General features: G+C 70.2%; 21 protein-coding genes, 3 pseudogenes and 1 riboswitch. Of the genes and pseudogenes, 6 read left to right on the forward strand and 18 right to left on the reverse strand.

Translation table 11 applies throughout. From position 1 onward, the window contains the following. Window positions 1-101: 101 nt before the first annotated feature. Both U5640_RS11105 and U5640_RS11110 read left to right on the forward strand, forming a co-directional pair. Window positions 102-720, forward strand: a pseudogene (locus U5640_RS11105) (hypothetical protein); the annotation flags it as partial. Window positions 721-883: 163 nt separating this feature from the next. Beyond that, window positions 884-1,597: an LAETG motif-containing sortase-dependent surface protein gene (locus U5640_RS11110; RefSeq protein ID WP_340375628.1), complete on the forward strand. Its 714-nt coding sequence runs from the start codon at window positions 884-886 to the stop codon at window positions 1,595-1,597. 71 nt (window positions 1,598-1,668) lie between these two features. Here U5640_RS11110 and U5640_RS11115 read toward each other — a convergent pair whose 3' ends face one another. The 10 genes from U5640_RS11115 to rpsB all read right to left on the reverse strand — a co-directional run bounded on the left by U5640_RS11115 (window position 1,669) and on the right by rpsB (window position 12,229). Further along, the gene (locus U5640_RS11115; protein WP_340375629.1) at window positions 1,669-2,694 is read right to left on the reverse strand and encodes an ABC transporter ATP-binding protein; all 1,026 of its coding nucleotides are present in this window, start codon (window positions 2,692-2,694) and stop codon (window positions 1,669-1,671) included. Then, window positions 2,694-4,295, reverse strand: coding sequence for an iron ABC transporter permease (locus U5640_RS11120; RefSeq protein WP_340375630.1), 1,602 nt, complete (start codon window positions 4,293-4,295; stop codon window positions 2,694-2,696). The genes U5640_RS11115 and U5640_RS11120 overlap by 1 nt, the downstream gene beginning before the upstream one ends. Before the next feature lie 47 nt (window positions 4,296-4,342). Further along, window positions 4,343-5,422, reverse strand: coding sequence for a thiamine ABC transporter substrate-binding protein (locus U5640_RS11125; RefSeq protein ID WP_340375631.1), 1,080 nt, complete (start codon window positions 5,420-5,422; stop codon window positions 4,343-4,345). Window positions 5,423-5,492: 70 nt separating this feature from the next. Then, a riboswitch (TPP riboswitch) is annotated at window positions 5,493-5,600 on the reverse strand. A 22-nt stretch (window positions 5,601-5,622) separates the two neighbouring features. Further along, window positions 5,623-6,729, reverse strand: a complete 1,107-nt coding sequence (gene rlmN, locus U5640_RS11130) for a 23S rRNA (adenine(2503)-C(2))-methyltransferase RlmN (protein ID WP_067257479.1) — start codon at window positions 6,727-6,729, stop codon at window positions 5,623-5,625. Window positions 6,730-6,802: 73 nt separating this feature from the next. Continuing rightward, on the reverse strand, window positions 6,803-7,255 hold the full coding sequence (locus tag U5640_RS11135; RefSeq protein WP_340375632.1) for an SRPBCC family protein: 453 nt from the start codon (window positions 7,253-7,255) through the stop codon (window positions 6,803-6,805). Between the two features lie 155 nt (window positions 7,256-7,410). Beyond that, complete coding sequence (locus tag U5640_RS11140; RefSeq protein WP_340375633.1) at window positions 7,411-8,625, reverse strand: phosphatidate cytidylyltransferase; 1,215 nt, start codon at window positions 8,623-8,625, stop codon at window positions 7,411-7,413. Beyond that, complete coding sequence (frr, locus tag U5640_RS11145) at window positions 8,625-9,182, reverse strand: ribosome recycling factor (RefSeq protein WP_055633754.1); 558 nt, start codon at window positions 9,180-9,182, stop codon at window positions 8,625-8,627. The genes U5640_RS11140 and frr overlap by 1 nt, the downstream gene beginning before the upstream one ends. 175 nt (window positions 9,183-9,357) lie before the next feature. Further along, the gene (pyrH, locus tag U5640_RS11150) at window positions 9,358-10,116 is read right to left on the reverse strand and encodes a UMP kinase (protein WP_340375634.1); all 759 of its coding nucleotides are present in this window, start codon (window positions 10,114-10,116) and stop codon (window positions 9,358-9,360) included. Window positions 10,117-10,307: 191 nt separating this feature from the next. Further along, on the reverse strand, window positions 10,308-11,144 hold the full coding sequence (tsf, locus tag U5640_RS11155) for a translation elongation factor Ts (protein WP_067257470.1): 837 nt from the start codon (window positions 11,142-11,144) through the stop codon (window positions 10,308-10,310). Window positions 11,145-11,302: 158 nt separating this feature from the next. Then, entirely contained in the window at window positions 11,303-12,229 is a 927-nt protein-coding gene (rpsB, locus tag U5640_RS11160; RefSeq protein WP_067257468.1) for a 30S ribosomal protein S2, read from the reverse strand. Window positions 12,230-12,509: 280 nt separating this feature from the next. Between rpsB and U5640_RS11165 the strand changes: the two are divergent. Then, window positions 12,510-13,046 (forward strand): annotated as a pseudogene (locus U5640_RS11165) (M23 family metallopeptidase); the annotation flags it as partial. A gap of 5 nt (window positions 13,047-13,051) precedes the next feature. On the opposite strand, the gene U5640_RS11170 reads toward U5640_RS11165, so the two are convergent. From U5640_RS11170 to U5640_RS11185, 4 genes and pseudogenes are all read right to left on the reverse strand, one after another. Continuing rightward, a complete protein-coding gene (locus tag U5640_RS11170) occupies window positions 13,052-13,609 on the reverse strand; it encodes a helix-turn-helix domain-containing protein (RefSeq protein ID WP_340385049.1) in 558 nt (185 codons plus the stop codon). 105 nt (window positions 13,610-13,714) lie between these two features. After that, window positions 13,715-14,557, reverse strand: coding sequence for an RNA polymerase sigma factor WhiG (gene whiG, locus U5640_RS11175; protein WP_067257462.1), 843 nt, complete (start codon window positions 14,555-14,557; stop codon window positions 13,715-13,717). A 285-nt stretch (window positions 14,558-14,842) separates the two neighbouring features. Next, entirely contained in the window at window positions 14,843-16,003 is a 1,161-nt protein-coding gene (gene dprA / locus U5640_RS11180; protein ID WP_340375635.1) for a DNA-processing protein DprA, read from the reverse strand. Then, window positions 16,000-16,896, reverse strand: a pseudogene (locus U5640_RS11185) (ATP-binding protein); the annotation flags it as partial. The pseudogene U5640_RS11185 and the gene dprA, both read right to left, overlap by 4 nt. A 539-nt stretch (window positions 16,897-17,435) precedes the next feature. Between U5640_RS11185 and U5640_RS11190 the strand changes: the two are divergent. Continuing rightward, window positions 17,436-18,053, forward strand: coding sequence for a hypothetical protein (locus U5640_RS11190; protein WP_340375636.1), 618 nt, complete (start codon window positions 17,436-17,438; stop codon window positions 18,051-18,053). A 552-nt stretch (window positions 18,054-18,605) separates the two neighbouring features. Next, entirely contained in the window at window positions 18,606-19,511 is a 906-nt protein-coding gene (locus U5640_RS11195) for a carbon-nitrogen hydrolase family protein (RefSeq protein ID WP_340375637.1), read from the forward strand. Window positions 19,512-19,591: 80 nt separating this feature from the next. Here U5640_RS11195 and U5640_RS11200 read toward each other — a convergent pair whose 3' ends face one another. Together U5640_RS11200 and U5640_RS11205 are read right to left on the reverse strand one after the other, a co-directional pair. Further along, a complete protein-coding gene (locus U5640_RS11200; protein ID WP_340375638.1) occupies window positions 19,592-20,053 on the reverse strand; it encodes a hypothetical protein in 462 nt (153 codons plus the stop codon). A gap of 282 nt (window positions 20,054-20,335) precedes the next feature. After that, a complete protein-coding gene (locus tag U5640_RS11205; protein ID WP_340375639.1) occupies window positions 20,336-20,491 on the reverse strand; it encodes a helix-turn-helix domain-containing protein in 156 nt (51 codons plus the stop codon). Window positions 20,492-20,788: 297 nt separating this feature from the next. Between U5640_RS11205 and U5640_RS11210 the strand changes: the two genes are divergently transcribed. Continuing rightward, complete coding sequence (locus tag U5640_RS11210; protein ID WP_340375640.1) at window positions 20,789-21,346, forward strand: HD domain-containing protein; 558 nt, start codon at window positions 20,789-20,791, stop codon at window positions 21,344-21,346. A gap of 12 nt (window positions 21,347-21,358) precedes the next feature. Here the strand turns inward: U5640_RS11210 and U5640_RS11215 are convergent, their stop codons facing one another. Then, window positions 21,359-21,829 carry an NUDIX domain-containing protein gene (locus U5640_RS11215; RefSeq protein ID WP_340375641.1) on the reverse strand — a complete coding sequence of 157 codons (471 nt, stop codon included), beginning with the start codon at window positions 21,827-21,829 and terminating at the stop codon, window positions 21,359-21,361. Window positions 21,830-21,844: 15 nt separating this feature from the next. Further along, window positions 21,845-22,597, reverse strand: coding sequence for an XRE family transcriptional regulator (locus U5640_RS11220; RefSeq protein WP_340375642.1), 753 nt, complete (start codon window positions 22,595-22,597; stop codon window positions 21,845-21,847).

Raw genomic sequence — 22,597 nt, forward strand, 5'->3', positions numbered from 1 at the left:
CCGGCAGTGCCCGAGGTGGTCCGCGACTTCGGCACCCTCCACCTCCCCCACTCTCGGCTTCGCTCGAGCGGGGGGTCCCCCCGCTCGAGCGGGGGGACCCCCATCGGGTCCAGTCCGTCGACCTGACGGGCCGTACGGACGTCCTGCTCTCGCCCGACACCTCGGCCGCCCGGTTCCTGGGCTGCCCGATGGCGCCGGCTCCCGGGTGGTGGGCGTTGGGGGTACCTCCCGCGCGAGCGTGTTCGAGCGTGGGGGAGGGCGGCCACGCCATGGCGCGCGGCACGGACGCGTACGTCGGCGCGGCCCGCCTCGGCCGTGAACTGGCCCGCGAGGGGCTCATGGTGGCCACCGGTGGCGGACCCGGCGCGATGGAGGCGGCCCATCTCGGCGCGTACGCCGCCCCGTTCGACCCCGCGATGCTCACCGAGGCCCTGCGGCTGCTCGAGTACTTCTCCGGCCCGCCGCAACGCCGGTGCGGTCTTCCTGCCGGGCGCCGCCGGGACCGTACAGGAGATCTTCGACAACGCGACGCCCAACTACTACGAGTCGCGCGGCGAGCCGACGCCGATGGTGCTGGTGGACCGGGAGCACTGGACCGAACGGCTGGCGGCCTGGCCGCTGTTGCGCTCGCTCGCCCGGGAGCGGTCGATGGAGTCCCGTATCGCCCTCGTTGACCGGATCGAGGAGGCTCCGGCGGCATTGAAACGTCTCGCTGGTTAATAAGCGGGTAAAGCCAACCGCTGGGAGCGGTCCCCGCATTGACACTTCTTATGAAACGCTTATAGATCTGTGAGTCTGCTGGGGATGGTGACGCACTCGGCATCACCGGGGGCGCCATCTCCCCCTCCACCCCCCGCAGTTGCGCTTCCCTTTAAGGACAAACGTGTCCCTTTCCCGCCGTACCGCCGCCCGTTCGGTGCGTTTCCTCGGTGTCACCGCCGCCTCCGCCGCACTCGCGCTCACCGCCGCGGGCAGCGCCCTGGCCTGCGAGATAGGTGACTTCTCCGCCGCTGCCGGATGCGACGGCGCCAAGGGCGTCATCACGGTGACCGACAAGGACGCCACGGGCGTGCCCGCCGTCGTCACCGTGTTCCTGGAGAACAACGGCGCCGACCTCCGCCAGGTCGGCGAGCAGACGGTCGAGGGGTCCAAGAAGGGCGCCGTCATCACCTTCGAGGAGGACTGGGCGCCCAACGCGGTCTACCGGATCCACATCAAGGCCGTCAAGAACAAGAAGATCCTCGTCGACGACGACATCGCCGGCAACCTGACCACCCCGGCCGAGGCCTGCACGACCGACGAGGGCACCGCCTCGCCGTCCCCGAGCGCCTCCGCGTCGGAGTCCGGGACGCCGTCGAGCACGCCGTCCACGCCGGCCGACACGATCTCCCCGAGCCCCGCGGACTCCTCGTCCCCGGACGACAGCACGGTGCCCTCCACGGACAACGCCCCCTCGCCCGCGGTCCAGGAGTCCAACCTCGCCGAGACCGGCGCCTCCAACACCGGGCTGATCGCCGGCATCGCCGCCCTGCTCGTCGTCATCGGCGGCGGCGCGGTCTTCTTCGGGATGCGCCGACGGGGCTCCGGCAACCGCTGACGCGCCCCCCGCACCACCCCTGTGGCCCGCCCTCCGACCCGGAGCGCGGGCCACACCCCGTGGGCGGCCGCTCAGGCCCGGCCCAGCACCGCCGTCTCCGTCGCGTCGAAGGCCACTCCGACCAGGTCTCCGGTCGCCGGCGCGTCCCGCAGCGCGCACGCCGCCTCCAGACGCGGCGCGCCCTCCGGCTGCAGGTGTACGGCGACATGGGTGCCCCTGAAGGTACGGGCGGCGACCGTGCAGCGCAGGCCCTCGTCGGCGGGGACGAGGCGGACCCCGGCGGGGCGGACGAGGAGCGTGCGCGGGCCCTGCGGCGAGCCCTCCGGCACCGGCACCTTGCCCCAGGGCGTGACCGCTGCCTCTCCGGTGACGTTCGCCTCCACGACGTTCTCGAAGCCGAGGAACCGCGCGACGAACGCGTCCGCCGGCCGCTGCCACACCTCCAGGGGCGTACCGGACTGGGCGATCCGCCCGTCCCGCATCACCACCACCCGGTCGGCGAGCGCGAACGCCTCACCCTGGTCGTGCGTCACCGCCAGGACCGTGGTGCCCAAACGGCCGAAGAGCTCCCGCAGTTCCACCACGAGCCGCTCCCGCAGCGAGCGGTCCAGCTGGCCCAGTGGCTCGTCCAGCATCAGCAGCCGGGGGCGGGGAGCGAGCGCCCGGGCGAGCGCCACGCGCTGCTGCTCACCGCCGGAGAGCGCGGCGACCGCCCGGCGGTCGGCACCCGGGAGACCGACGAGGTCGAGCAACTCCGCCACCCGCTCCCGCTGTTCCCGCCGGGACGCGCCGTGCATGCGCAGCCCGAACGCCACGTTCCCGCCGACGTCCCGCTGCGGGAACAGCTGATGGTCCTGGAACATCAGCCCCAGCTCCCGCCGGTGAGCGGGCACCCCCGCCTGGTCCCGCCCGTCGAGCAGCACCCGGCCCGAGTCGAGGGGCTGGAGACCGGCGACCGCCCGCAGCAGCGTCGACTTGCCGCTCCCGCTCGGCCCCAGCACACACACCACCTCGTGCTCGCCGACCGCCAGATCCACACCGTCCAGCACGGCCCGCCCGCCGAACCGCACGGTGGCCGCCTCAAGTCCCAGCAGCATCAGAACTCCCCCGTCCGGTCGGTCCGCAGCCGCTCCAGCACCAGCAGGGCCGCCGCGCACACCAGCATCAGAATCGTCGACAGGGCCATCGCCTGACCGTAGTTGAGCTCACCGGCCCGGCCCAGCAGCCGCGCCACCGCCACCGGCAGCGTAGGACGGTCCGGCCGCGCGATGAACACGGTCGCCCCGAACTCCCCCAGCGACACCGCGAAGGCGAACCCGGCGGCGACCAGCAGCGCCCGCCGCACCATCGGCAGGTCCACCTCCCGCCACACCCGCCACGGCGACGCCCCCAGCACCGCCGCCGCCTCCCGCAGCCGGTGGTCCACCGCCCGCAGCACGGGCAGCATGGTCCGTACGACGAACGGGACGCCGACCAGCGCCTGGGCGAGCGGGACGAGGATCCAGCTGGCCCTGAGATCCAGCGGGGGCTCGTCCAGGGTGATCAGGAACCCGAAGCCGACGGTCACCGCCGACACACCCAGCGGCAGCATCAGCAGCGCGTCGAAGCCCCGGACCAGCCGGCCCGCGTCGCGCCGGGTGAGCGCCGCGGCGGCCAGGCCGCCGATCAGCACCGCGATCGCGGTCGCAGCGACGGCGTACTCGAGCGAGTTGCCGATCGCCTCGATCGGCGGCACCAGGAAGACATTCCCCTCGTCGCCGGTCAGCGCGCGGTAGTAGGCGAGGTCCGGTGCGTCCAGGGACCGCTGCACCAGCACGGCGAGCGGCAGCACCAGCAGCAGCGCGACGCTCACCAGCACCCCGGCCAGCAGCGCCCACTGCCCGGCACCGCGCGGCCGCCGGGCGGTCAGACCCGCGTCCACCAGCCGCAGGGCTGTCTCCCGCCGCCGTACCGTCCAGGCGTGCACGACGAGGATCGCGCCGACCGCGGCGAACTGCACGATCGTCAGGACGGCCGCCGTGGAGAGGTCGAAGATCTCCGAGGTCTGGCGGTAGATCTCCACCTCCAGGGTGGAGAAGGTGGGCCCGCCGAGGATCTGGACCACACCGAAGGAGGTGAAGGTGAACAGGAAGACCATCAGCGCGGCGGCGGCCGCGGCCGGTCCGAGCGCGGGCAGGGTCACCGTGCGCCAGGCCCGCAGCCGGGACGCGCCCAGCATCCGGGCGGCCTCCTCCTGGCGCGGGTCGAGCTGGGCCCACAGCCCGCCGACGGTCCGCACGACGACGGCGTAGTTGAAGAAGACGTGCGCCAGCAGGATCGCCCACACGGTCGTGTCCAGCCGTACGCCCCACAGGTCGTCCAGCAGACCGCCGCGCCCGACGAGCGCGAGGAACGCGCTGCCGACGACCACCGTCGGCAGCACGAACGGCACCGTCACCACGGCCCGCAGCACCTGCTTGCCCGGGAAGTCCAGACGGGCGAAGACATACGCGCCCGGCAGCGCCACCACCAGGGTGAGCGCGGTGGAGACGACCGCCTGCCAGGTGGTGAACCACAGGACGTGCCGGATGTCGGCCTGGCCCAGGACGTCGGCCACCCGCCCGAACCGCCAGACCCCGTCGACCTTCAGCCCGCGGGCCACGATCGCGGCGACGGGATAGGCGAAGAACAGCCCGAAGAACGCGACGGGCAGGGCCATGAGCCCGAGCCGCGCCGCGCTCCCGGAAGGCCTTTCGGCCCGCTTGGTCACTTCAGTACGAGCGAGGTCCACGACTTGACCCACTGGTCGCGGTGCTGGGCGATCTTCGCCGGGTCCATGGTCTCGGGGGCCTTGGCGGCGGGCCCGTACGCGGTGAACTCGGCGGGCACGCCCACCCCCTCGACCACCGGGTAGACGAACATGTTGAGCGGCATGTCCTTCTGGAACTCCTGGGAGATCAGGAAGTCGATGAGCGCCTTGCCGCCCTTGGCGTTCCCGGCGTTGCTCAGCAGCCCCGCGAACTCGATCTGGCGGAAGCAGGTGCCGGTCGCGACCCCGGTGGGGGCGGTGCTGGGCCTGGGGTCGCCGTAGATCACCTCGGCGGGCGGCGAGGAGGCGTACGACACGACCAGCGGCCGGTCCGCCCCGGCCTTCCTGCCGCCGGCCGACCCCGAGAACTCCTCGTTGTAGGCCTGCTCCCAGCCGTCGACCACCTTCACCCCGTTGGCCTTGAGCTTCTTCCAGTAGTCCGCCCAGCCGTCGTCGCCGTACTTCGCGGCCGTGCCGAGGACGAAGCCGAGGCCCGGCGAGGAGGTGGAGGCGTTCTCGGTGACGAGGAGGTTCTTGTAGGCGGGCTTGATCAGGTCGTCGTAGGACGTCGGCGGGGCCAGCTTGTGGTCGGCGAAGTACTTCTTGTCGTAGTTGACGCAGATGTCGCCGTAGTCGACGGGCGTGACCCGGTGCTTGCCGGAGTCCAGCTGGTACGCGCCGCCGACCCGGTCGAGTCCCTTGGCCTCGTACGACTGGAACAGACCGTTGTCGAGCGCCCGCGACAGCAGGGTGTTGTCGACGCCGAAGAAGACGTCCCCCTGCGGGTTGTCCTTGGTCAGGATGGCCTTGTTGACGGCCTGGCCCGCGTCGCCGTCCGTGAGGACCTTGACCTTGTAGCCGGACTTCTTCTCGAAGTCGGCGAGCACGTTCTTGGAGACGGCCCATGAGTCGTGGCTGACGAGGGTGACGGTCCTGGAGTCCGCCGCGCTCGAGGTGCCGGACGACTCCGCGCCGCACGCGGACAGGGTGACGAGGCCGAGGCCGACCGTCGCCGCCACGAAGGTCTTGATGTGCACTGGATGTCCTCCTGGGGTTGGCCAGGAAGAACGCGGCCCCGCCCGGGGACGCCCGGGCAGGGCACAACAGCTTGAGCGATGACCGAACTTCCTACCCAGAATGACCTGGGCGAGGTTCAGAGGGTCTGCGGCCCGATTGCCGCACTCTCAGCGCTGTGGCGCTCCCCTGTCGGAATATGAAGATGTGACGTGGCCAGATCTTAGCGCTCGGTGGCCGCCAGCTGACCACAGGCTCCGTCGATCTCCTGGCCACGGGTGTCCCGGACGGTGACGGGCACCCCGTGGGCCGCGATGGCCTCCACGAACGCCTTCTCGTCCTCGGGCCGCGAGGCCGTCCACTTCGAGCCCGGGGTCGGGTTCAGCGGGATCAGGTTGACGTGCACGGGCTTTCCGCGGAGCAGCCGGCCGAGCCGGTCACCACGCCAGGCCTGGTCGTTGATGTCACGGATCAGCGCGTACTCGATCGACAGCCGCCGCCCGGACTTCTCCACGTAGTCGAAGCCCGCGTCGAGCACCTCGCGCACCTTCCACCGCGTGTTCACGGGGACGAGGGTGTCGCGCAGCTCGTCGTCCGGGGCGTGCAGCGAGATCGCGAGCCGGCACTTGAAGCCCTCGTCGGCGAACCGGTGGATGGCGGGCACGAGCCCGACCGTCGAGACGGTGATCCCGCGCTGCGACAGCCCGAGCCCGTCCGGAGCGGGATCGGTGAGCGCACGGATCGCGGTGACGACCCGCTTGTAGTTGGCGAGCGGCTCGCCCATCCCCATGAAGACGATGTTGGACAGCCGCGCCGGCCCGCCGGGGACCTCGCCGTCCCGCAGCGCCCGCATCCCGTCCACGATCTGGTGCACGATCTCGGCGCTGGACAGGTTCCGGTCAAGCCCGGCCTGCCCGGTCGCGCAGAACGGGCAGTTCATCCCGCAGCCCGCCTGCGAGCTGATGCACATCGTCACCCGGTCCGGGTACCGCATCAGCACCGACTCGACGAGCGTCCCGTCGAACAGCCGCCACAGCGTCTTGCGGGTGGTGCCCTCGTCGGTCGACAGATGCCGTACGACGGTCATCAGCTCGGGCAGCAGCGCCTCCCGCAGCTTCTCCCGCGCACCGGCGGGGATGTCGGTCCACTCCGCCGGGTCGTGCGCGTACCGCGCGAAGTAGTGCTGCGAGAGCTGCTTGGCGCGGAACGGCTTCTCACCGATCTCCGCGACGGCGTCCTTCCGCTCCGCTGGCGAGAGATCGGCAAGATGCCGCGGCGGCTTCTTGGCTCCGCGCGGCGCGACAAATGTGAGTTCTCCGGGCTTAGGCATGGCCTAACCAGTGTCGCAGATCGAATCCGGTGCCCCGGTCGCGCGACGGGAAGGCCTTCCTCCGTGACAGGTGCTAGGTAGCCCGCTGCTCCAGGTGGCTCTTCAGGAGGCGTTCGTTCAGTGGCAGTTCCTTGCGGACCTGGGGGCGGACGATCAGGGGGAGGAGGACCTTGCCCATGCCCCTGCCCTCGAAGTCGAGTTCCATCGTCACGCGGGAGCGGCGGCCGTCCTCGAGCGGGGTGATCTCGCCGTGGACATGGCCGCGCACGGGACCGTCGACGCCTCGCAGGCCCCAGGCGTGCGGGGGGTCGTACTCGGTGTACTCCATGGTCATCGGGATCTCCCGGCGGCGGCCCACGTGCCGGGTGACGCGCAGCCGGGAGCCGACCTGGACCGGGCCGGGGTCGAGCTGTTCGGCCGAGACCGCGCTCGCCTGCCATTCGGGCAGGTGGGACGGGTCGATGAGGTACGCCCAGACATCGTCGGGGCTGCGGTCGACGTCGATCGATTCACGGAAGCCGGACATGACGTCTGCCCCTTTCCGGATGATTGGCCATCAAGCCCATAAAGGGCCTCGGGGAAAATCGTCCCACTGTGGGCGGTACCGGGCAAAGGACGCGGGCCCCCGGCCTGAGGGTTCAGGTCGGGGGCCCGCGGGCGAGGTGGACGAGCCGGCGCCGGTCAGCCCGATCCGACGAACAGCACGAGCAGCAGCCAGACGACCGGAGCCGTCGGCAGCAGGGAGTCCAGCCGGTCCATGATGCCGCCGTGGCCCGGCAGCAGCGTACCCATGTCCTTGATGCCCAGGTCCCGCTTGATCATGGACTCGCCGAGGTCGCCGAGCGTGGCGCTGGCCGCGACCGCGAGGCCCAGCAGCAGCCCCTGCCACCAGTGGCCGCCGTCGATCAGGAACTCCATGCACAGCGCGCCCACGACCATCGCGAACGACACCGCGCCCAGCAGGCCCTCGCGGGTCTTGCCGGGGCTGATGCGCGGGGCGAGCTTGTGCTTGCCGAAGCGCCAGCCGACGGCGTAGGCGCCGGTGTCGCTGACGACCGTGAGGAGGAAGAACGCCAGGACGCGCTGCGCGCCGTCGGCCGCGGTGAGCATCAGGGCGACGAACGTGGCCAGGAAGGGGACGTAGAAGGCGGCGAACACACCCGCCGTGACGTCCCGGAGATAGCCCTCCGGCGGTTCCGTCATCCGCCAGACCAGGACCGCCAGGGCGGTCAGGGCCATGGCGACCCAGGCACCCTCGGGCCCCCGGACGTACCCGGCGACGACCATCGCGGCGCCGCCGATCGCCAGCGGCACCAGCGGTGCCTTGATCTGCTTGCGCTCCTGGAGCCTGCTGGTCAGTTCCCACAGCCCGACGACGACGGCGACCGCTATCACGCCGACGAACACGGCCTTGACGATGAACAGCGACGCGACGATCACCACACCGAGCCCGACCGCGACTCCTATGGCCGCGCCCAGGTCTCGGCCCGCACTCTTCTTCTGCGGTGCGGGCGCGGGCTGTGGGGCTGCGGGCATGGGCTCCGGATTCTGCGGCACCGCCGCATGGGGCGGTGCCGACGGGGTCTCGTGGCGGAACGTCTCCGCACCGAAGGACGCCTGGTCGGGCGCCATGGGGCGGTACGCCTCGTCGCGGAACGAGGGGCCGCCCAGCCGGGCGGCCCCCGGGTCGTCATCCTGGTTTCCGCCGTGCGCGGGTACGTCGGGGACGATGGGCATGGGGCGAGTCTGCTGCGCCTCAGGCGCATCGTACGCGGGACCCGCCGGGGCGGCTCCCTGGACAGGTCCCTGGCCCTGGTAGGCCCCCTGGTCGGTGGGCCCCCAGTACCCGGCCTGTGTCCCGGCTGGTGGCGGAGAGGCCCAGGAAGAGTCGTTCATCAGACCTCGAGCAGCTCCGCTTCCTTGTGCTTGAGGAGCTCGTCCACCTGAGCGACGTACTTCGCGGTGGTGTCGTCGAGCTCCTTCTCCGCACGACGGCCCTCGTCCTCGCCGACCTCGCCGTCCTTGACGAGCTTGTCGATCGCGTCCTTGGCCTTGCGGCGCACGGAACGGATGGACACCCGGGAGTCCTCGGCCTTGCCCTTGGCGACCTTGATGTAGTCCCGGCGGCGCTCCTCGGTGAGCTCGGGGAACACCACGCGGATGATGTTGCCGTCGTTGCTCGGGTTGACCCCCAGGTCGGAGTCGCGGATCGCCTGCTCGATGTTGCGCAGCGCCGTCTTGTCGAACGGGGTCACGACCGCCATGCGCGGCTCCGGCACGGAGAACGAGGCCAGCTGGTTGATCGGCGTCAGCGCGCCGTAGTAGTCGGCCACGATCTTGTTGAACATCGCCGGGTGCGCACGGCCGGTGCGGATCGCGGCGAAGTCCTCCTTGGCGACCACGACGGCCTTCTCCATCTTCTCCTCGGCCTCGAGGAGGGTCTCTTCGATCACCACTTGCTCCTGCGTGTCTTGAGTAAGGCCCGGCTGCGGTTCACTGTCGGTGGCGGCGGCCGGCTGCGTCGCGTCTTCTTCCTGCACGGTTACCGTCCGGCAGGACATTGTCCATCCTCCGACCGGGGTCCGTCCCCCGGTCAGGTGTTGTCGTACGAACCCGGGGACTTCCCGGTCAGCCCCGGCTGCCCTGCTCACCCACCAGCGTGCCGATCTTCTCACCCTTGACGGCGCGGGCGATATTGCCCTCCGCCAGAAGCTCGAAGACGAGGATGGGGAGCTTGTTGTCGCGGCACAGCGTGATGGCGGTGGCGTCGGCGACCTTCAGCTCGCGCGTGATGACCTCGCCGTAGCCGAGGGCGTCGAACTTGACGGCCGCGGGGTTGGTCTTGGGGTCGGAGTCGTAGACGCCGTCGACCCCGTTCTTGCCCATGAGCAGGGCCTCGGCGTCGATCTCCAGGGCTCGCTGGGCGGCGGTCGTGTCGGTGGAGAAGTACGGCATGCCCATACCGGCGCCGAAGATGACGACGCGGCCCTTCTCCAGGTGGCGCACGGCCCGCAGCGGGATGTACGGCTCGGCGACCTGTCCCATGGTGATGGCGGTCTGCACGCGGCTGTCGATGCCCTCCTTCTCCAGGAAGTCCTGGAGGGCGAGGCAGTTCATGACCGTGCCGAGCATGCCCATGTAGTCCGAGCGGGCGCGGTCCATGCCGCGCTGCTGGAGCTCGGCGCCGCGGAAGAAGTTGCCACCGCCGATGACGACGGCGATCTCGGCGCCGTCCCGCACCACGGCCGCGATCTCACGGGCGATCTTGTGCACCACGTCGGGGTCCACGCCCAGGCCCCCACCGCCGGAGAATGCCTCACCGGACAGCTTCAGCAGAAACCGGCCGTGTACTTTGCCGTCGTCGCTCTTCTGGGCCTTGGTGGTCATGGGAGATCCCGCCTTTTCACGTGGTGCACATACGAAGAAGGCCATTGCCGGTGGGGTGTCGTTCGCAACCCGTGCGCGGCAATGGCCTCCTTGTCAGATCTGCTGTCGTCCGTCACGCACGCGCGCGCGACGGCGTACCGGGACGACTGCCTACGACCCTATAGGGACCGGGCGTCCGTCGCGGTACGGACTCAGATGCCGACCTTGATGCGCGAGAAGCGCTTCAGGGTGACACCGGCCTCGTCCAGGACCTTCTGGACGGACTTCTTGTTGTCGAGCGCGTACGGCTGACCGAGCAGCGTCGCGTCCTTGAAGAAGCCGTTGAGGCGACCCTCGACGATCTTGGCGATCGCGGCCTCGGGCTTGCCCTCGGCGCGGGTGGTCTCCTCGGCGATGCGGCGCTCGGACTCGACGACCTCGGCCGGCACGTCCTCCTTGGCCAGGTACTTCGGCGCGAAGGCGGCGATGTGCTGGGCGACGCCGCGGGCGACCTCGGCGTTCGGCTTGTCGAACTCGACGAGGACGCCGATCTGCGGGGGCAGGTCGGGCATCGTGCGGTGCAGGTACGCGGTGACGAAACCGTCGTTGAACTGCGCGAAGCGGTCCAGGACGATCTTCTCGCCGAGGTTGGCGTTGGCCTCGTCCACGAACGCCTGGACGGTCTTGCCGGCCTCGATCTCGGAGGCGAGGAGCGCGGCGAGGTCGGCCGGGGAGGTCGCGGCGACGTGGTCGGCGATGGCCTTGGCGACGCTCTGGAACTTCTCGCCCTTGGCGACGAAGTCCGTCTCGCACTTCAGCTCGACCAGGACACCGGAGGCGTTGTCGTCGGCGATGATCGCGACGACGGCGCCGTTCTCGGCGGAGCGGCCCTCGCGCTTGGCGACGCCCTTCTGGCCCTTGATGCGGAGCGCCTCGACGGCCTTCTCGACGTTGCCCTCGGCCTCGTCCAGCGCCTTCTTGCAGTCCATCATGCCGGCGCCGGTGAGCTCACGGAGCTTCTTGACGTCGGCGGCGGTGTAGTTCGCCATGAGTCTGTGAATCTTTCTCGAAGTCTGGAAGATCGGAGATCTGCACGGTCTGGGAACTCCAGTGGGCAGGAGCTCTCCGACTCTGTGCCGACCTACGGGTGAACGGCGGGGGCGGACTTGATGTCGCCGCCCCCGCCGTCAACCGTGACGCTGGACGGTCAGGCCTGCTCGGCGTCCGCGGCCGGAGCCTCGGCGGGGGCCTCGGTGGCCTCGGCGGCCGGAGCCTCGGCAGCGGGGGCCTCGGCGGCGGGGGCCTCGGCAGCGGGGGCCTCAGCGGCCGGAGCCTCGGCGGCGGGGGCCTCGTCGGCCTTCTTCTCGCCCTCGAGCAGGTCGCGCTCCCACTCGGCGAGCGGCTCGCCCGCGGCCTTCTCACCCTTGTCGCCGGTGGCGACGCCGGAGCGGGCGATGAGGCCCTCGGCGACGGCGTCGGCGATCACACGGGTGAGCAGGGTGACGGAGCGGATCGCGTCGTCGTTGCCCGGGATCTTGTAGTCGACCTCGTCGGGGTCGCAGTTCGTGTCGAGGATGGCGACGACCGGGATGTTCAGCTTCCGGGCCTCGCCGACCGCGATGTGCTCCTTCTTGGTGTCCACGATCCAGACGGCGCTGGGGACCTTGGACATCTCGCGGATACCACCGAGGGTCTTCTCCAGCTTGGCCTTCTCGCGCGAGAGCACGAGAAGCTCCTTCTTGGTCAGACCGGACGCGGCGACGTCCTCGAAGTCGATCTGCTCGAGCTCCTTGAGGCGCTGCAGACGCTTGTAGACGGTGGAGAAGTTGGTGAGCATGCCGCCCAGCCAGCGCTGGTTGACGTAGGGCATGCCGACGCGGGTGGCCTGCTCGGCGATGGCCTCCTGCGCCTGCTTCTTCGTGCCGACGAACATGACCGTGCCGCCGTGGGCGACGGTCTCCTTGACGAACTCGAAGGCGCGGTCGATGTACGACAGCGACTGGAGCAGGTCGATGATGTAGATGCCGTTGCGCTCGGTGAAGATGAAGCGCTTCATCTTCGGGTTCCAGCGACGGGTCTGGTGACCGAAGTGGACGCCGCTCTCCAGCAGCTCCCGCATCGTGACGACGGCCATGGCCGTTCTCCTTGGGTTTCTCGGTTGTGCCGCGAGAACCGGACGGCTCCCGCGCCTGACGCCCGCGGTGCGCCGAGCCACGAAGGACCGAGGGGCGCGGATACCGGGGACCGACCTGGGCCGGGCTCCCGATACCGGGGCGTGCGAAGTCGACCCGGTGACCCGGATCGCCAGAAGAAGTGTACGGGACCGACGGAGCACCGGGTGACGCCGCTCTCCACAACCGGCGGGTTGTCCACAGCCCCGAACATGATCGGCGCGGCCGCGGGACGGTTCTCGCATGAACGCGCCGCACCGCACCTGCCCGCTGTTGCTCCTGCTGCTCGTCCTGACGGCCCTGCCGGCCTGGGCGGACAGTCCACCCGGTCCCCCGGATCACCCCGCGCGCCCCCCGGCGATCGCCCGGACCTGGCCGGTGGGCACCCGTCCGCCGGTGCTCCGCGGCTGGGAGCCGCCCGCGACGCCCTACGGCCGCGGCCACCGGGGGGTCGACCTGGCGTCCGCGCCCGGCACCCCGGTCCGCGCGGTGGCGGCGGGCCGTGTGTCGTACGCGGGGCGGGTCGCGGGACGGGGCGTGGTGTCCGTGGAGCTGACGGGCACGGACCTCAGAACGACGTACGAGCCGGTACGGACCCTGGTCCGCAAGGGCGCCGAGGTCGCCGCGGGTGAGGTGATCGCCGCAGTGGAACCCGCGGGCTCCCACTGCGCGACGAGCTGTCTGCACTGGGGCCTGCGGCGGGCCCGGGCCTATCTGAACCCCCTCGACCTGCTGCCGTCCCGGCTCCTGCGGAGAGGCCCGGCACGGCTGCTCCCGCTCGCGGTTCAGCCGCAGACGCCCCGCAGGACCATCCGCACGGTGGCCTCGGTGATCGTCTCCGGTGCCTCCGCGGCCCCCAGCTCGATCCTTCGCACCGCCGAGTCCACGACACCCTGCACCAGCATCGCTGCCAGCCGGGGCTCGGCATGCCCCATCTCCGCCAGCGCGTCCACGATCATCGCCACCAGCCCGCCGTGCGCTGCGCGGATCTTCTCCCGGGCGCCGGCGTCCAGTTCGCTGGCCGAGATCGCCACCACGGCCCGGTGCCGCCGGTCCCCGACCAGCGCCAACTGCCGCCGCACATAGGCCTCGATTTGGGCCCGCGGCCCGTCGGCGGCGGCCATCGCCGCCTCGACCTCCGCCGCCCATACGGGGAAGTCGACCTCGCACAGCTCCTCGACCACGGCCGCCCGCGAGCGGAAGTACTCGTAGACGGAGGAGCGGGCGAGCCCCGTCCGCTCGGCCAGGGCGGGGAAGGTCAGCGCCTCCGTCCCGCCCTCGGACAACAGGGAGCGTGCCGCGTCCAGCAGGGCGGCACGCTGCATCGACCGGTGCTCGGCCACGGAGGCCGCTCGAATCCTTGGCACGTCGACCACTTTACGGACGCTGCCCGCCGTAGGGGAGTGACTGCGCCCGCTGCGCCGCCCGTTGCCCCGGTCAACTGTGGCTCAGCGACCGAAGCTCGCCAGTTTCGCGCGCAGCTGGAGCACCGACTTGGTGTGGATCTGGCTGACCCGGCTCTCGGTGACCCCGAGCACGTTGCCGATCTCCGCCAGGGTCAGGCCCTCGTAGTAGTAGAGCGTGACGACGGTCTTCTCGCGGTCGGGCAGGGTGTTGATCGCCCGGGCCAGGAACCGTCGCAGCTCGCGGTCCTCCGCCACCTCCACGGGGTTGTCCGCGGCGGTGTCCTCCAGGGTGTCCATGAAGCTGAGCCCGTCGCCGCCCTCGTCGCCGACGTGCAGCAGTTCCTCCAGGGCGACCACGTTGGCGAGCGAGAGCTGGCTGAAGACGGCGTGCAGCTCGTCGACGCCGATGCCCATCTCGGCGGCCACCTCGCCCTCCGTGGGGGTCCGCCGCAGCCGTGCCTCCAGCGTCGCGTACGCCCGCTCGACGTTGCGCGCCTTCTGACGCACCGACCGGGGGATCCAGTCGAGCGCCCGCAGCTCGTCGATCATGGCGCCCCGGATTCGGGTGATCGCGTACGTCTCGAACTTGATCTCCCGGTCGAGGTCGAACTTCTCGATCGCGTCGATCAGCCCGAAGATCCCCGAGGAGACGAAGTCGGCCTGTTCCACGTTGGGGGGCAGACCGACGCTCACCCGGCCGGCCACGTACTTGACCAGCGGTGAGTAGTGCAGGATCAGCTGCTCCCGCAGCCGCTCGTCCCCCGTCGCCTTGTACGACCGCCACAGCTCGTCGAGCGTCGAGGGAGCGGGCGGCCGCACGCTGCCACCGTCGCGGGCGGCTGGGGGGACCGCCGCCCGGTCGGACCCGGAGGTGTGCTGGGGCATTCGTCGCCTTGTGCCGTTCTGCCGTGAAGTACGTGGAGTCGGGGGTACCTGGGTGTCCTGCTGGTCTGAAGTCGGTCTGCTGCCGTTCTGTACCGGAATCCTCGTGAGCGTAGCGTGACTGGAGTGTCGCGGTGCGCGAAGGACGGGTCCGCGCGGGTACGCAGATACGTTCCGCCGACCGCCCCGCCGGGTCACGGCGGTCGCGGCGGGTGACCCTCGCGGGGTGTCAACTCGGCCGAAACCGCAAGGCCTTCGGCGTTCCCCCGGACGGCCGAACACCGTCGGTCAGCACGGCCCGGGAGCCCCTCGAACGGAGACGATCGCCTGGCGTGTCAACTTCCAGCCGTCGCCGTGTCGTTCGACGTAACCGAGTGCCCTGAGTTCGTACAGCCTCGCGATCGCGTCGTCCGGGCTGGTCCCGGCGCCGCGGGCGATCTCCTCGGCGCGGGCGGGGCGGCGGGCGGGGAGCGCCGCGAGGACGTGGCGGGCACCGGGCTCCAGGAGGTCGCGCGGGAGGACCGGGCCCCGCCGGGCCGGGGCGAGTTCGCCCATGTCACCGACGAGTTCGACGACTTCCGCGGCGTCGGTGACGAGTTCGGCCTCGCCGCGCAGCAGCTCGTGCACCCCGGCGGACAGTCCGCTGGTGGCGGGGCCGGGGACGCCCATGGTGTGCCGGCCGAGCCGCTGGGCCGCCCGTGCCGTGACGAGGGAGCCGCTGCGGTGGGCGGCCTCGACGACCACGGTGCCGCGGGTGAGCGCGGCGATCACCCGGTTGCGCAGGACGAATCTGCTGGGCGTCGGATGGTCACCCGGCGGCAGCTCCCCCACGACCAGTCCCTGCTCGGCGACCCGGTTGATCAGTTCGGTGTGGCCGCGCGGGTAGGGCCGGTCGACCCCGCAGGCCAGGACGGCGACGGTGGCGCCGCCGGCGCCGAGTGCGCCCCGGTGGGCGGCACCGTCCACGCCGTAGGCGCCGCCGGAGACCACCACCCAGCCGCGCTCGGCGAGGCCCGCGGCGAGGGTAGCGGCCATGTGGGCGCCGTACTCGGTGCAGGCGCGGGCGCCGACGACGGCGACCGAGCGCAGGCCCCACATCCGCAGGCTGGGCCGGCCCCGCACCCACAGCCCGAGCGGGCGGGCGTCCCCGAGGTCGTCCAGGGTGCCGGGCCACTCCGTGTCCCCGGGGCACAGGAACCGCACCCCGGCGGCCTCGGCCACCGCCAGGTCCCGCTCCGGTCCGGCCGCCGCGGCCCGTGCCCTGAGCCCCGCCCACCGCCGCTCGCCCGTCCCGGCGGGCGGCTCCCGGTGCTCCCGCAACCGCCGCACCACCTCCGCGCACCCCCACTGCCGCACCCACCGCCCCCCGACCTCGTCGCCGGGCTCGAACACCCGGGAGAGGAAGACCCGGGCGAGGCGGTCGGACTCCGGCTCGCCGACGCGGTTCACGCCCGGGCCCCGAGGGCCATCGGCACACCGCGCGGGACCCCGGTCCGCAGTTGCAGGGCGAGGGCGACGTCGGTGGCGTCGGGCCGGTCGTGGCCGACGAGGTCGGCGACGGTCCAGGCGACCCGCAGGACGCGGTCGAGCCCGCGCGCGGTGAGCACACCCCGCTCCAGGTTCCGCTCGGCCTCGTCCATCGCGCCGGACCGCGCGTGCCAGCGGCTGCGCAGCTCGCGTCCCGGCACCTCGCTGTTGGTCCGCCAGGGGGTGCCGACGAACCGGGCCGCCGCCCGCTCACGCGCGGCCCGGACCCGGTCGGCGACCGTCGCCGTGGACTCGCCTCCGGGGCCGCGGTGAGCGAGCTCGTGCCGGCCGACGGGGTCCACCTCGACCCGCAGGTCGACCCGGTCGAGGAGGGGCCCGGAGAGCCGGGCGTGGTAGCGGCGGATCGCCGAGGGCGGGCACTCGCACAGCGTGTCGCGCTGCGAGAAGCGGCCGCAGGGGCAGGGGTTGGCGGCGAGCACCATCAGGAAGCGCGCCGGGAAGCGCACCACACCCGCACTGCGGGCGATCACGACATGGCCCGCCTCCAGGGGCTGACGCAGGGCGTCCAGGGTCTGGGTACTGAACTCGGGCGCCTCGTCGAGGAAGAGCACGCCCCGGTGGGCGAGGGAGACGGCGCCGGGACGGGCGATCCCCGGCCCGCCGCCGACCAGGGACTGCATGGTGGCCGAGTGGTGCGGGGCGCAGTACGGGGCGGCGTCGATCAGCGGTTTGCCCGGTGGCAGGAGCCCGGCGATCGAGTGGACCGCGGTGACCTCCAGGGAGTCCTCCCTGGTCAGCACGGGCAGGACGGCCGGCAGCCGCTCCGCGAGCATGGTCTTGCCCGCCCCCGGAGGTGCCTGCCCTAAAGAGAAAATGCGCTCTGAACTGGGCATTTATGGTTCTTCGAGCCTTGACGCTTTGCCGTGGTACGTCCCAGGTCGCTTCCGGCACGGCCTGGAGCAGGTTGTCGCTGAGTCACTCCACGGGAGAGGTTCACGGGGCGCTGCAGTGCATCGCTGGGGTTTCATGAATCGATGCGCCGATAGGGTGATGATCGACTTGGCTTACCCGTTCACTGGCCGCTGGCTTGTCCAGAACAGTCCAGCCAATCGCGTTCCCAGCCACGGCACGGCCTCGTTCGCCACGTCCTATGCTATCGACTTCGTTCCCGTCGGCTACGACGGGCGCACAGCGCGGGTCACCCTGAGCTCCCTCGTGCGTCCGGGAGCCGTCGGGAAGTCGGGAAATTAGGGATGCGTGTCGGGTCAAGTTGCCGTTGACCTCTACGGTCGGCGAGTACGCGGCGCGGGCCGATTCAGCGGCCCTGTCCCCAAGCCGATCTCGGCCCGGTCGCGGCCCCGAAGCAAGCCGGCTGAGCAATAGGTGGAAACGTATGGACGAAGTGCAGGCTGGGACCGGGTGCCGGGAATGTGGGCGAGTCCCGGCGGATCAGTGGCTGAGCAACGTGGGCCCGCTGTGCGACCAGTGTCTGGACGTGCGGATCGCAGCGCTGACGGGCATGCCGCGGCTCCCGGTTGCTCCCGGTCCGGTGGAGGTCGTCGGTGAGGATGGGAGTCGCCATGTGCTGCGCTACCGGCTCTGGCGCGCCCCCACCGGGATCTCGGTACGGCTGGTCGAAGAACGCCGGGACACGGACGACGGGTTCGAGTTCGCGGTGCTCGGCGATCACGATGCCGACGTGGACCAGCTGGCCGCGCGGGTGCGCGCTGAGGCCGAAGCGGAGATCGGCCGCTGCTACCTGGAGCCGGACCCGCACGGCGCGGGGTGGAAAGTGGCCAACAGGGAGGCGGCGGGCCGGCTGGTCGCGGATCTTGAGGGCGGCCCGATGCGGGTCGTGGTCGACGGCCGGACGCTGTCGTGGGACGAGCTGGGCGAGGCGTTGTCCTCGTTCGAGGGCTGGCGGTTTCACCTGATCATCGACGATCCCCTGACCGATACGCGATCGGATGCGGGCAAGGCTGCGTTCAGCGAGCAGCACCGGCCGGGCTGAGCACGCCCGCCTGGGCAGCCGTGGCAGCGGGCACGTCACGCCCAGCCACCGGGGTGCGGCCGCTCAGCTCTCTCGGCGGCGCGCCACCTCTACCAGGAGGGTGTGGAGCGCGGGCCCGCTCGGCGTCCTCGGGATCGACCGTGGCGGCGATCGACTCGCGCCGCCGAGGACAGCCGCCCGATGATGCGGCGCCGGCCACACGAAGGGGCGCGCTGCCCGTGGTCCACGACCCCCAGCCGAGCGTGACGGCGGCCAGATTGACGGAGCCCGTGACCAACGGCATGATGACGGATGGCGTGGCCTACGCCGAACCTCCCGCGACCGTCCCCAGCACGGTCTCCCATCGGAGGCAAAGGGACCAGCGTCTCAGGTCGCTGTCGCAGCCCGATCGCCTCGGGCGAGGTTGCTGGGGAACCGTCGCTCAAGGCGTGGAAGGCCGCGATGACAGCCCGCAGGAACTTCAAGCGCCAGGTACGCGCCCGCACCGCCAAGACCGGCGAGTCCTACACGTCTGCCCTCCGGCACTTCCGTCCGACTCCATCAGGAGACGTCATGTCGGAAGCAAGGAACCCCAAGAGCGTACGGCTCGCCGTCACGCAGACCCCCGTTCATGAAGACCCCCGAGATGTTGACGCGCTGCGCGAAAGCGGCCGTCAGGTCCGCGCTCTGATGCGTGAGGCGAGTGATCGGGGCGCGAGGATCGTGCACTTCCCGGAGGGCGCGATCTGCTTTCCCAACAAGCTCGTCATGTCCGTCGACGGCCCGGACGCGGTCGGCCCGGCGGACTGGGATCGGTGCCAGTGGCCAGTTCTGCAAGCGGAGTTGGCTGCGATCGTCGAGTTGGCACGGGAGTTGCGGCTGTGGACGGTGATCGCCTCGGTGCACCGCTTGACCGGGCCGAACCGTCCGCACAACAGCCTCTACGTCATCTCCGATCGCGGCGAGGTTGTCACGCGTTACGACGAGCGTCTGCTGTCGAACACGAAGGTCTCGTACATGTATTCGCCGGGCATCTCGCCGGTGACCTTCGACGTCGACGGTGTGCGCTTCGGCTGCCTGCTCGGCATGGAGATCCACTACCCGGAGTTGTTCGCCGAGTACGAGAAGCTGGACGTCGACTGCGTCCTGTTCTCCACGACCGGTATCTCCCCGGGCAACGCCGCAGCCCAAGCCCAAGGCCACGCTGCGGTCAACAGCTACTGGGTCAGCTTCTCGGTGCCGACGCAGCACAGCGCCACTGCGCCGTCCGGAATCATCGCCCCCAACGGCCACTGGCTTGAGCGGTGCCCCGAGGACGGATCACCGTCGGTGGCGGTCATGGACCTCGACGACGGTTCCGAGGCCGCCGCCAATTCAGTGACCCACGCGCGTCCCTGGCGTCGTAAGTCGCGCGCGGGCGTCTACGCCGAGCACCAGGTGACCGATCCGCGCAGCGAAGACCGCACTGCGGCCTTCTAATTTAAGGGCAGCAAACTGAGGGGTTCGCGGTACGGGGTGGCTCCCACGCCGTGAACCCCCCCGGATCCACGCTCACCCGGTCACAGCGGCGCGTCACGCGTGCAGTAATGCAGCGGCCCGCAGCCGCGCCGACCGCACGGCGTCCAGATGTCCGCGAGGAAGCGGGCCGTTCCGGCATCGTCGAGCGTCACGAACTTTCGCTGCTGTGACTTGGCCTGCCGGATTGTGGGCGGGTTAGCGGTGGCCGCCGGATTGACCGGGATGAGTTTCTTCGTGACCGCGGCATCGAACGCGCCCGACAAGATGTTGTGGATGTGGCGAACGGACTTGGCCCCCAGAGGCTTGCCCTTGTTCGTCGCACACGGAACCGTCTCCAGCATCCGGTACAGGGCGTCAAGGTCGTCGCCGGTGACGTCCCTGAGCTTCTTGGCTTCGATATGCGGCTTAATATGCAGCCGGATCTTGGGTTCGTATCCCGCGCGGGTAGTTGCCTCAACCCGTAGGCCGGCGAACCACTTTTCTATCCACTCTCCGAGTTTCACGTCGGATCGTGCGACGACTTTCCCCGCCTCATGGTCTGTCAGCCACTTGCGAAGTGCGCGCTGCGCTTCGGTATTTGTTCCGAACTCACACCCAGTCCAGTACCGAACCTTTTTGCCTTGGGTCGGGTCAAAGTGAAACGGCGTTCGTATCCCCCAAGTATTCGGCCTCCCACGGCGCTGGATCTCGACGGGAGAGCCACCCAACCCGTTACCCTTCTTAACCACTCAACCTCATTTCATTTTAGCCGAGTTGACCTCGGAACTTACAGCCAATCCGAGCCCTCAAGGGGTTTGCTGATCGAGCCATTCATTAAGGTCTACCAGCCGACACCGAAGAGGGTTACCGACCTTCTTGAACGGAATTCCCTGGCTTCGCCAATCTCCGTAAGCCCAACTCTTCGGCTTGGCCAGGTACTTCGCGACATCATCGGGAGACATGAGTGCGGGTGATGGATAATTGATGCTTGTCTCTTCGGTCGCCCTGGCGAAATCTTTCGGCAGACATGGACCTGGGGAAGGGTTCCAGTCCTTTGGGGCTTTTTCTCGTCTGCCGTGAGCTGAAGGCTCCGGTCGGCCCTTGCTCAGTGCTCAGCGCTGCCCGCTGTTCTGGTGGAGGGGGCTCGGAGCCAGGCACCCATCGGGCAAGCGGTCGCTGCCGGGGACAGCTACGAGGACGTCCTGGGACGTCCAGCCGATACCAGCCGCCCACCGGGCGTTCCGGCTTAGTCTTCCAGCATGGATCTGAGCGTTTGGGCCCGCGACCTGGCCAAGTCTCTCCTCGCGGAACCTCTGCCGCGCCGCTGGACGCACTCCCAAGGCGTAGCTGCGAAGGCAGGGGTTCTAGCAGAGATCCTGGGTGTCGATGCAGAACTGCTGTGGGCTGCGGCGATGTTGCACGACATCGGCTACGCGCCGACGCTGGCGGTGACAGGGTTCCATCCGCTCGACGGGGCTCGCTACCTGCGCGACCACTCGGCCGCGGACGAGCGGCTGGTGCGGTTGGTCGCCAACCACTCGTGTGCCGTGCTGGAGGCGGAGGAACGCGGGCTGAGGGAGCAGCTTGAGGACGAGTTTCCCCTTCTCGATCACCCCGCGCTGGTCGACGCACTGGCCTACTGCGACATGACCACGACGCCGGACGGCGAGCCGACCACGGTCGATGCCCGCTTGGCGGAGATCCTTGGTCGGTACGGTCTCGACAGCATCGTCGGTCGGTTCATCCGTCGAGCGGAACCCGAGCTGTGCGCGGCTGTACACAGGGTCGAAGCCCAGCTCACTGCGGTCGGCGAGTAGGGGCGCGGACTTCTAGTCCACGTGCGGGTACGCCCCGTTGACGAAGTGAGCGATCTGCTTCCTCATGGAGGGGTGGATGTCGTAAGAGTGGAGGTCGCTGGGCCGGATCCAGCGGACGTCGTCGGCTTCGTCGTTGATGGTGGGCTCGCCACCGACCGGCCGACCGATCACCGTCACCTCGTACGCCTGCCGGATCTCTCCGTCCGTGTAGGCCACGACATGTTCAGGGGGCGAGTACACGCCGAGAAGCCCGGTGGGTTCGGCGTCGATTCCGGTCTCCTCCTTGCATTCCCGGACCGCACATTGCGCCGGGGATTCCCCGATGTCCATGGCTCCACCGGGAAGGGCCCACTGCCCCGTGTCCCGGCGTCGCTGCAGGAGGATCGCCCCGTCGGACTCGCGAGCGACGAGCATGTTGCACGCCGGGATCAGCGTGTTCGGCTTCGGTGCGTTCTCGTCGTACCAGTACTCCGTACGTCCCATCGCGGGCCGTGCTCCTCACATGGACTCGGGTGACCAGGGCTTCGCAGTCTCCCAGACCGCGTCGAAGCTGCCGGCGTAGTGGTCGAACCAGCCGTCGTCCCCCAGGCGTCGCAGTTCGAACAGGGGGTTGGCGCTGGCAGGCTGCCCCCACACATGGGGGTTGACGAGGAGTGCGTCGTCGAAACGGAAGAGGCTGCTGTACAGGGTCGTGTCGTGCAGGCGCACCTCGCAGCCGGGGGTGCCGATCAACTTGCGGTAGTAGGTGAGCGATGCCCTGATCTTCGCGGAGAGCGTGCCGCCGATCCCTTCTTCCTCGTCTCGGACGGCGACCGCCTTGCCGGACGGGTCGCCGAAACAGAGGCGGACCCGGACCCCGGCGTCGGCGCGCTCGGCGAGCATCGCCGCCACGCGCGGGTTGGTCTGGGCGAAGAACGTTCCGCTGAACACCAGGACATCGATGTGCTCCTGCGCGGACTTCAGGAGGCGGACCCAGGTCTTCTGCGGGACGCTCGCGCGGTTAGGGAAGGCGGCGACCAGCTCGGTCTGCTCGGTCGTATGCGCCTGCTCCTCGTCGTCTTCCTCGGGCGGCCACAGGTAAGAGGCGTCCACGCCAAGTAGTTCCGCGACCGCCCATTGGTGCCGGCGCAGCGGCTGCCGCCCCAGGCTGATCCAGCGTTCCACGGTCTTGACGTCTACATGGCATGAGGCCGCGAGCTTCTCCGGAGTCACCTTCCGCTGGAGCATTACCGTACGCAGCCGCTCGTTCAC

This window comes from Streptomyces sp. SS7, assembly GCF_037993025.1.
In the GTDB taxonomy this organism is placed as follows: domain Bacteria; phylum Actinomycetota; class Actinomycetes; order Streptomycetales; family Streptomycetaceae; genus Streptomyces.

Excerpts from the sequence above, each read along its gene's own strand:
- U5640_RS11215 (WP_340375641.1), bottom strand. The coding sequence starts at position 21,829 with ATGGGACGTACGGAGTACTGGTACGACGAGAACGCACCGAAGCCGAAC.
- U5640_RS11135 (WP_340375632.1), bottom strand. The coding sequence starts at position 7,255 with ATGTCCGGCTTCCGTGAATCGATCGACGTCGACCGCAGCCCCGACGAT.
- U5640_RS11210 (WP_340375640.1), top strand. The coding sequence starts at position 20,789 with ATGGATCTGAGCGTTTGGGCCCGCGACCTGGCCAAGTCTCTCCTCGCG.
- whiG (WP_067257462.1), bottom strand. The coding sequence starts at position 14,557 with ATGCCCCAGCACACCTCCGGGTCCGACCGGGCGGCGGTCCCCCCAGCC.
- U5640_RS11190 (WP_340375636.1), top strand. The coding sequence starts at position 17,436 with ATGGACGAAGTGCAGGCTGGGACCGGGTGCCGGGAATGTGGGCGAGTC.
- rlmN (WP_067257479.1), bottom strand. The coding sequence starts at position 6,729 with ATGCCTAAGCCCGGAGAACTCACATTTGTCGCGCCGCGCGGAGCCAAG.
- rpsB (WP_067257468.1), bottom strand. The coding sequence starts at position 12,229 with ATGGCCGTCGTCACGATGCGGGAGCTGCTGGAGAGCGGCGTCCACTTC.
- U5640_RS11195 (WP_340375637.1), top strand. The coding sequence starts at position 18,606 with ATGTCGGAAGCAAGGAACCCCAAGAGCGTACGGCTCGCCGTCACGCAG.
- U5640_RS11115 (WP_340375629.1), bottom strand. The coding sequence starts at position 2,694 with ATGCTGCTGGGACTTGAGGCGGCCACCGTGCGGTTCGGCGGGCGGGCC.
- tsf (WP_067257470.1), bottom strand. The coding sequence starts at position 11,144 with ATGGCGAACTACACCGCCGCCGACGTCAAGAAGCTCCGTGAGCTCACC.
- pyrH (WP_340375634.1), bottom strand. The coding sequence starts at position 10,116 with ATGACCACCAAGGCCCAGAAGAGCGACGACGGCAAAGTACACGGCCGG.
- U5640_RS11120 (WP_340375630.1), bottom strand. The coding sequence starts at position 4,295 with ATGGCCCTGCCCGTCGCGTTCTTCGGGCTGTTCTTCGCCTATCCCGTC.
- U5640_RS11140 (WP_340375633.1), bottom strand. The coding sequence starts at position 8,625 with ATGAACGACTCTTCCTGGGCCTCTCCGCCACCAGCCGGGACACAGGCC.
- U5640_RS11205 (WP_340375639.1), bottom strand. The coding sequence starts at position 20,491 with ATGTCTCCCGATGATGTCGCGAAGTACCTGGCCAAGCCGAAGAGTTGG.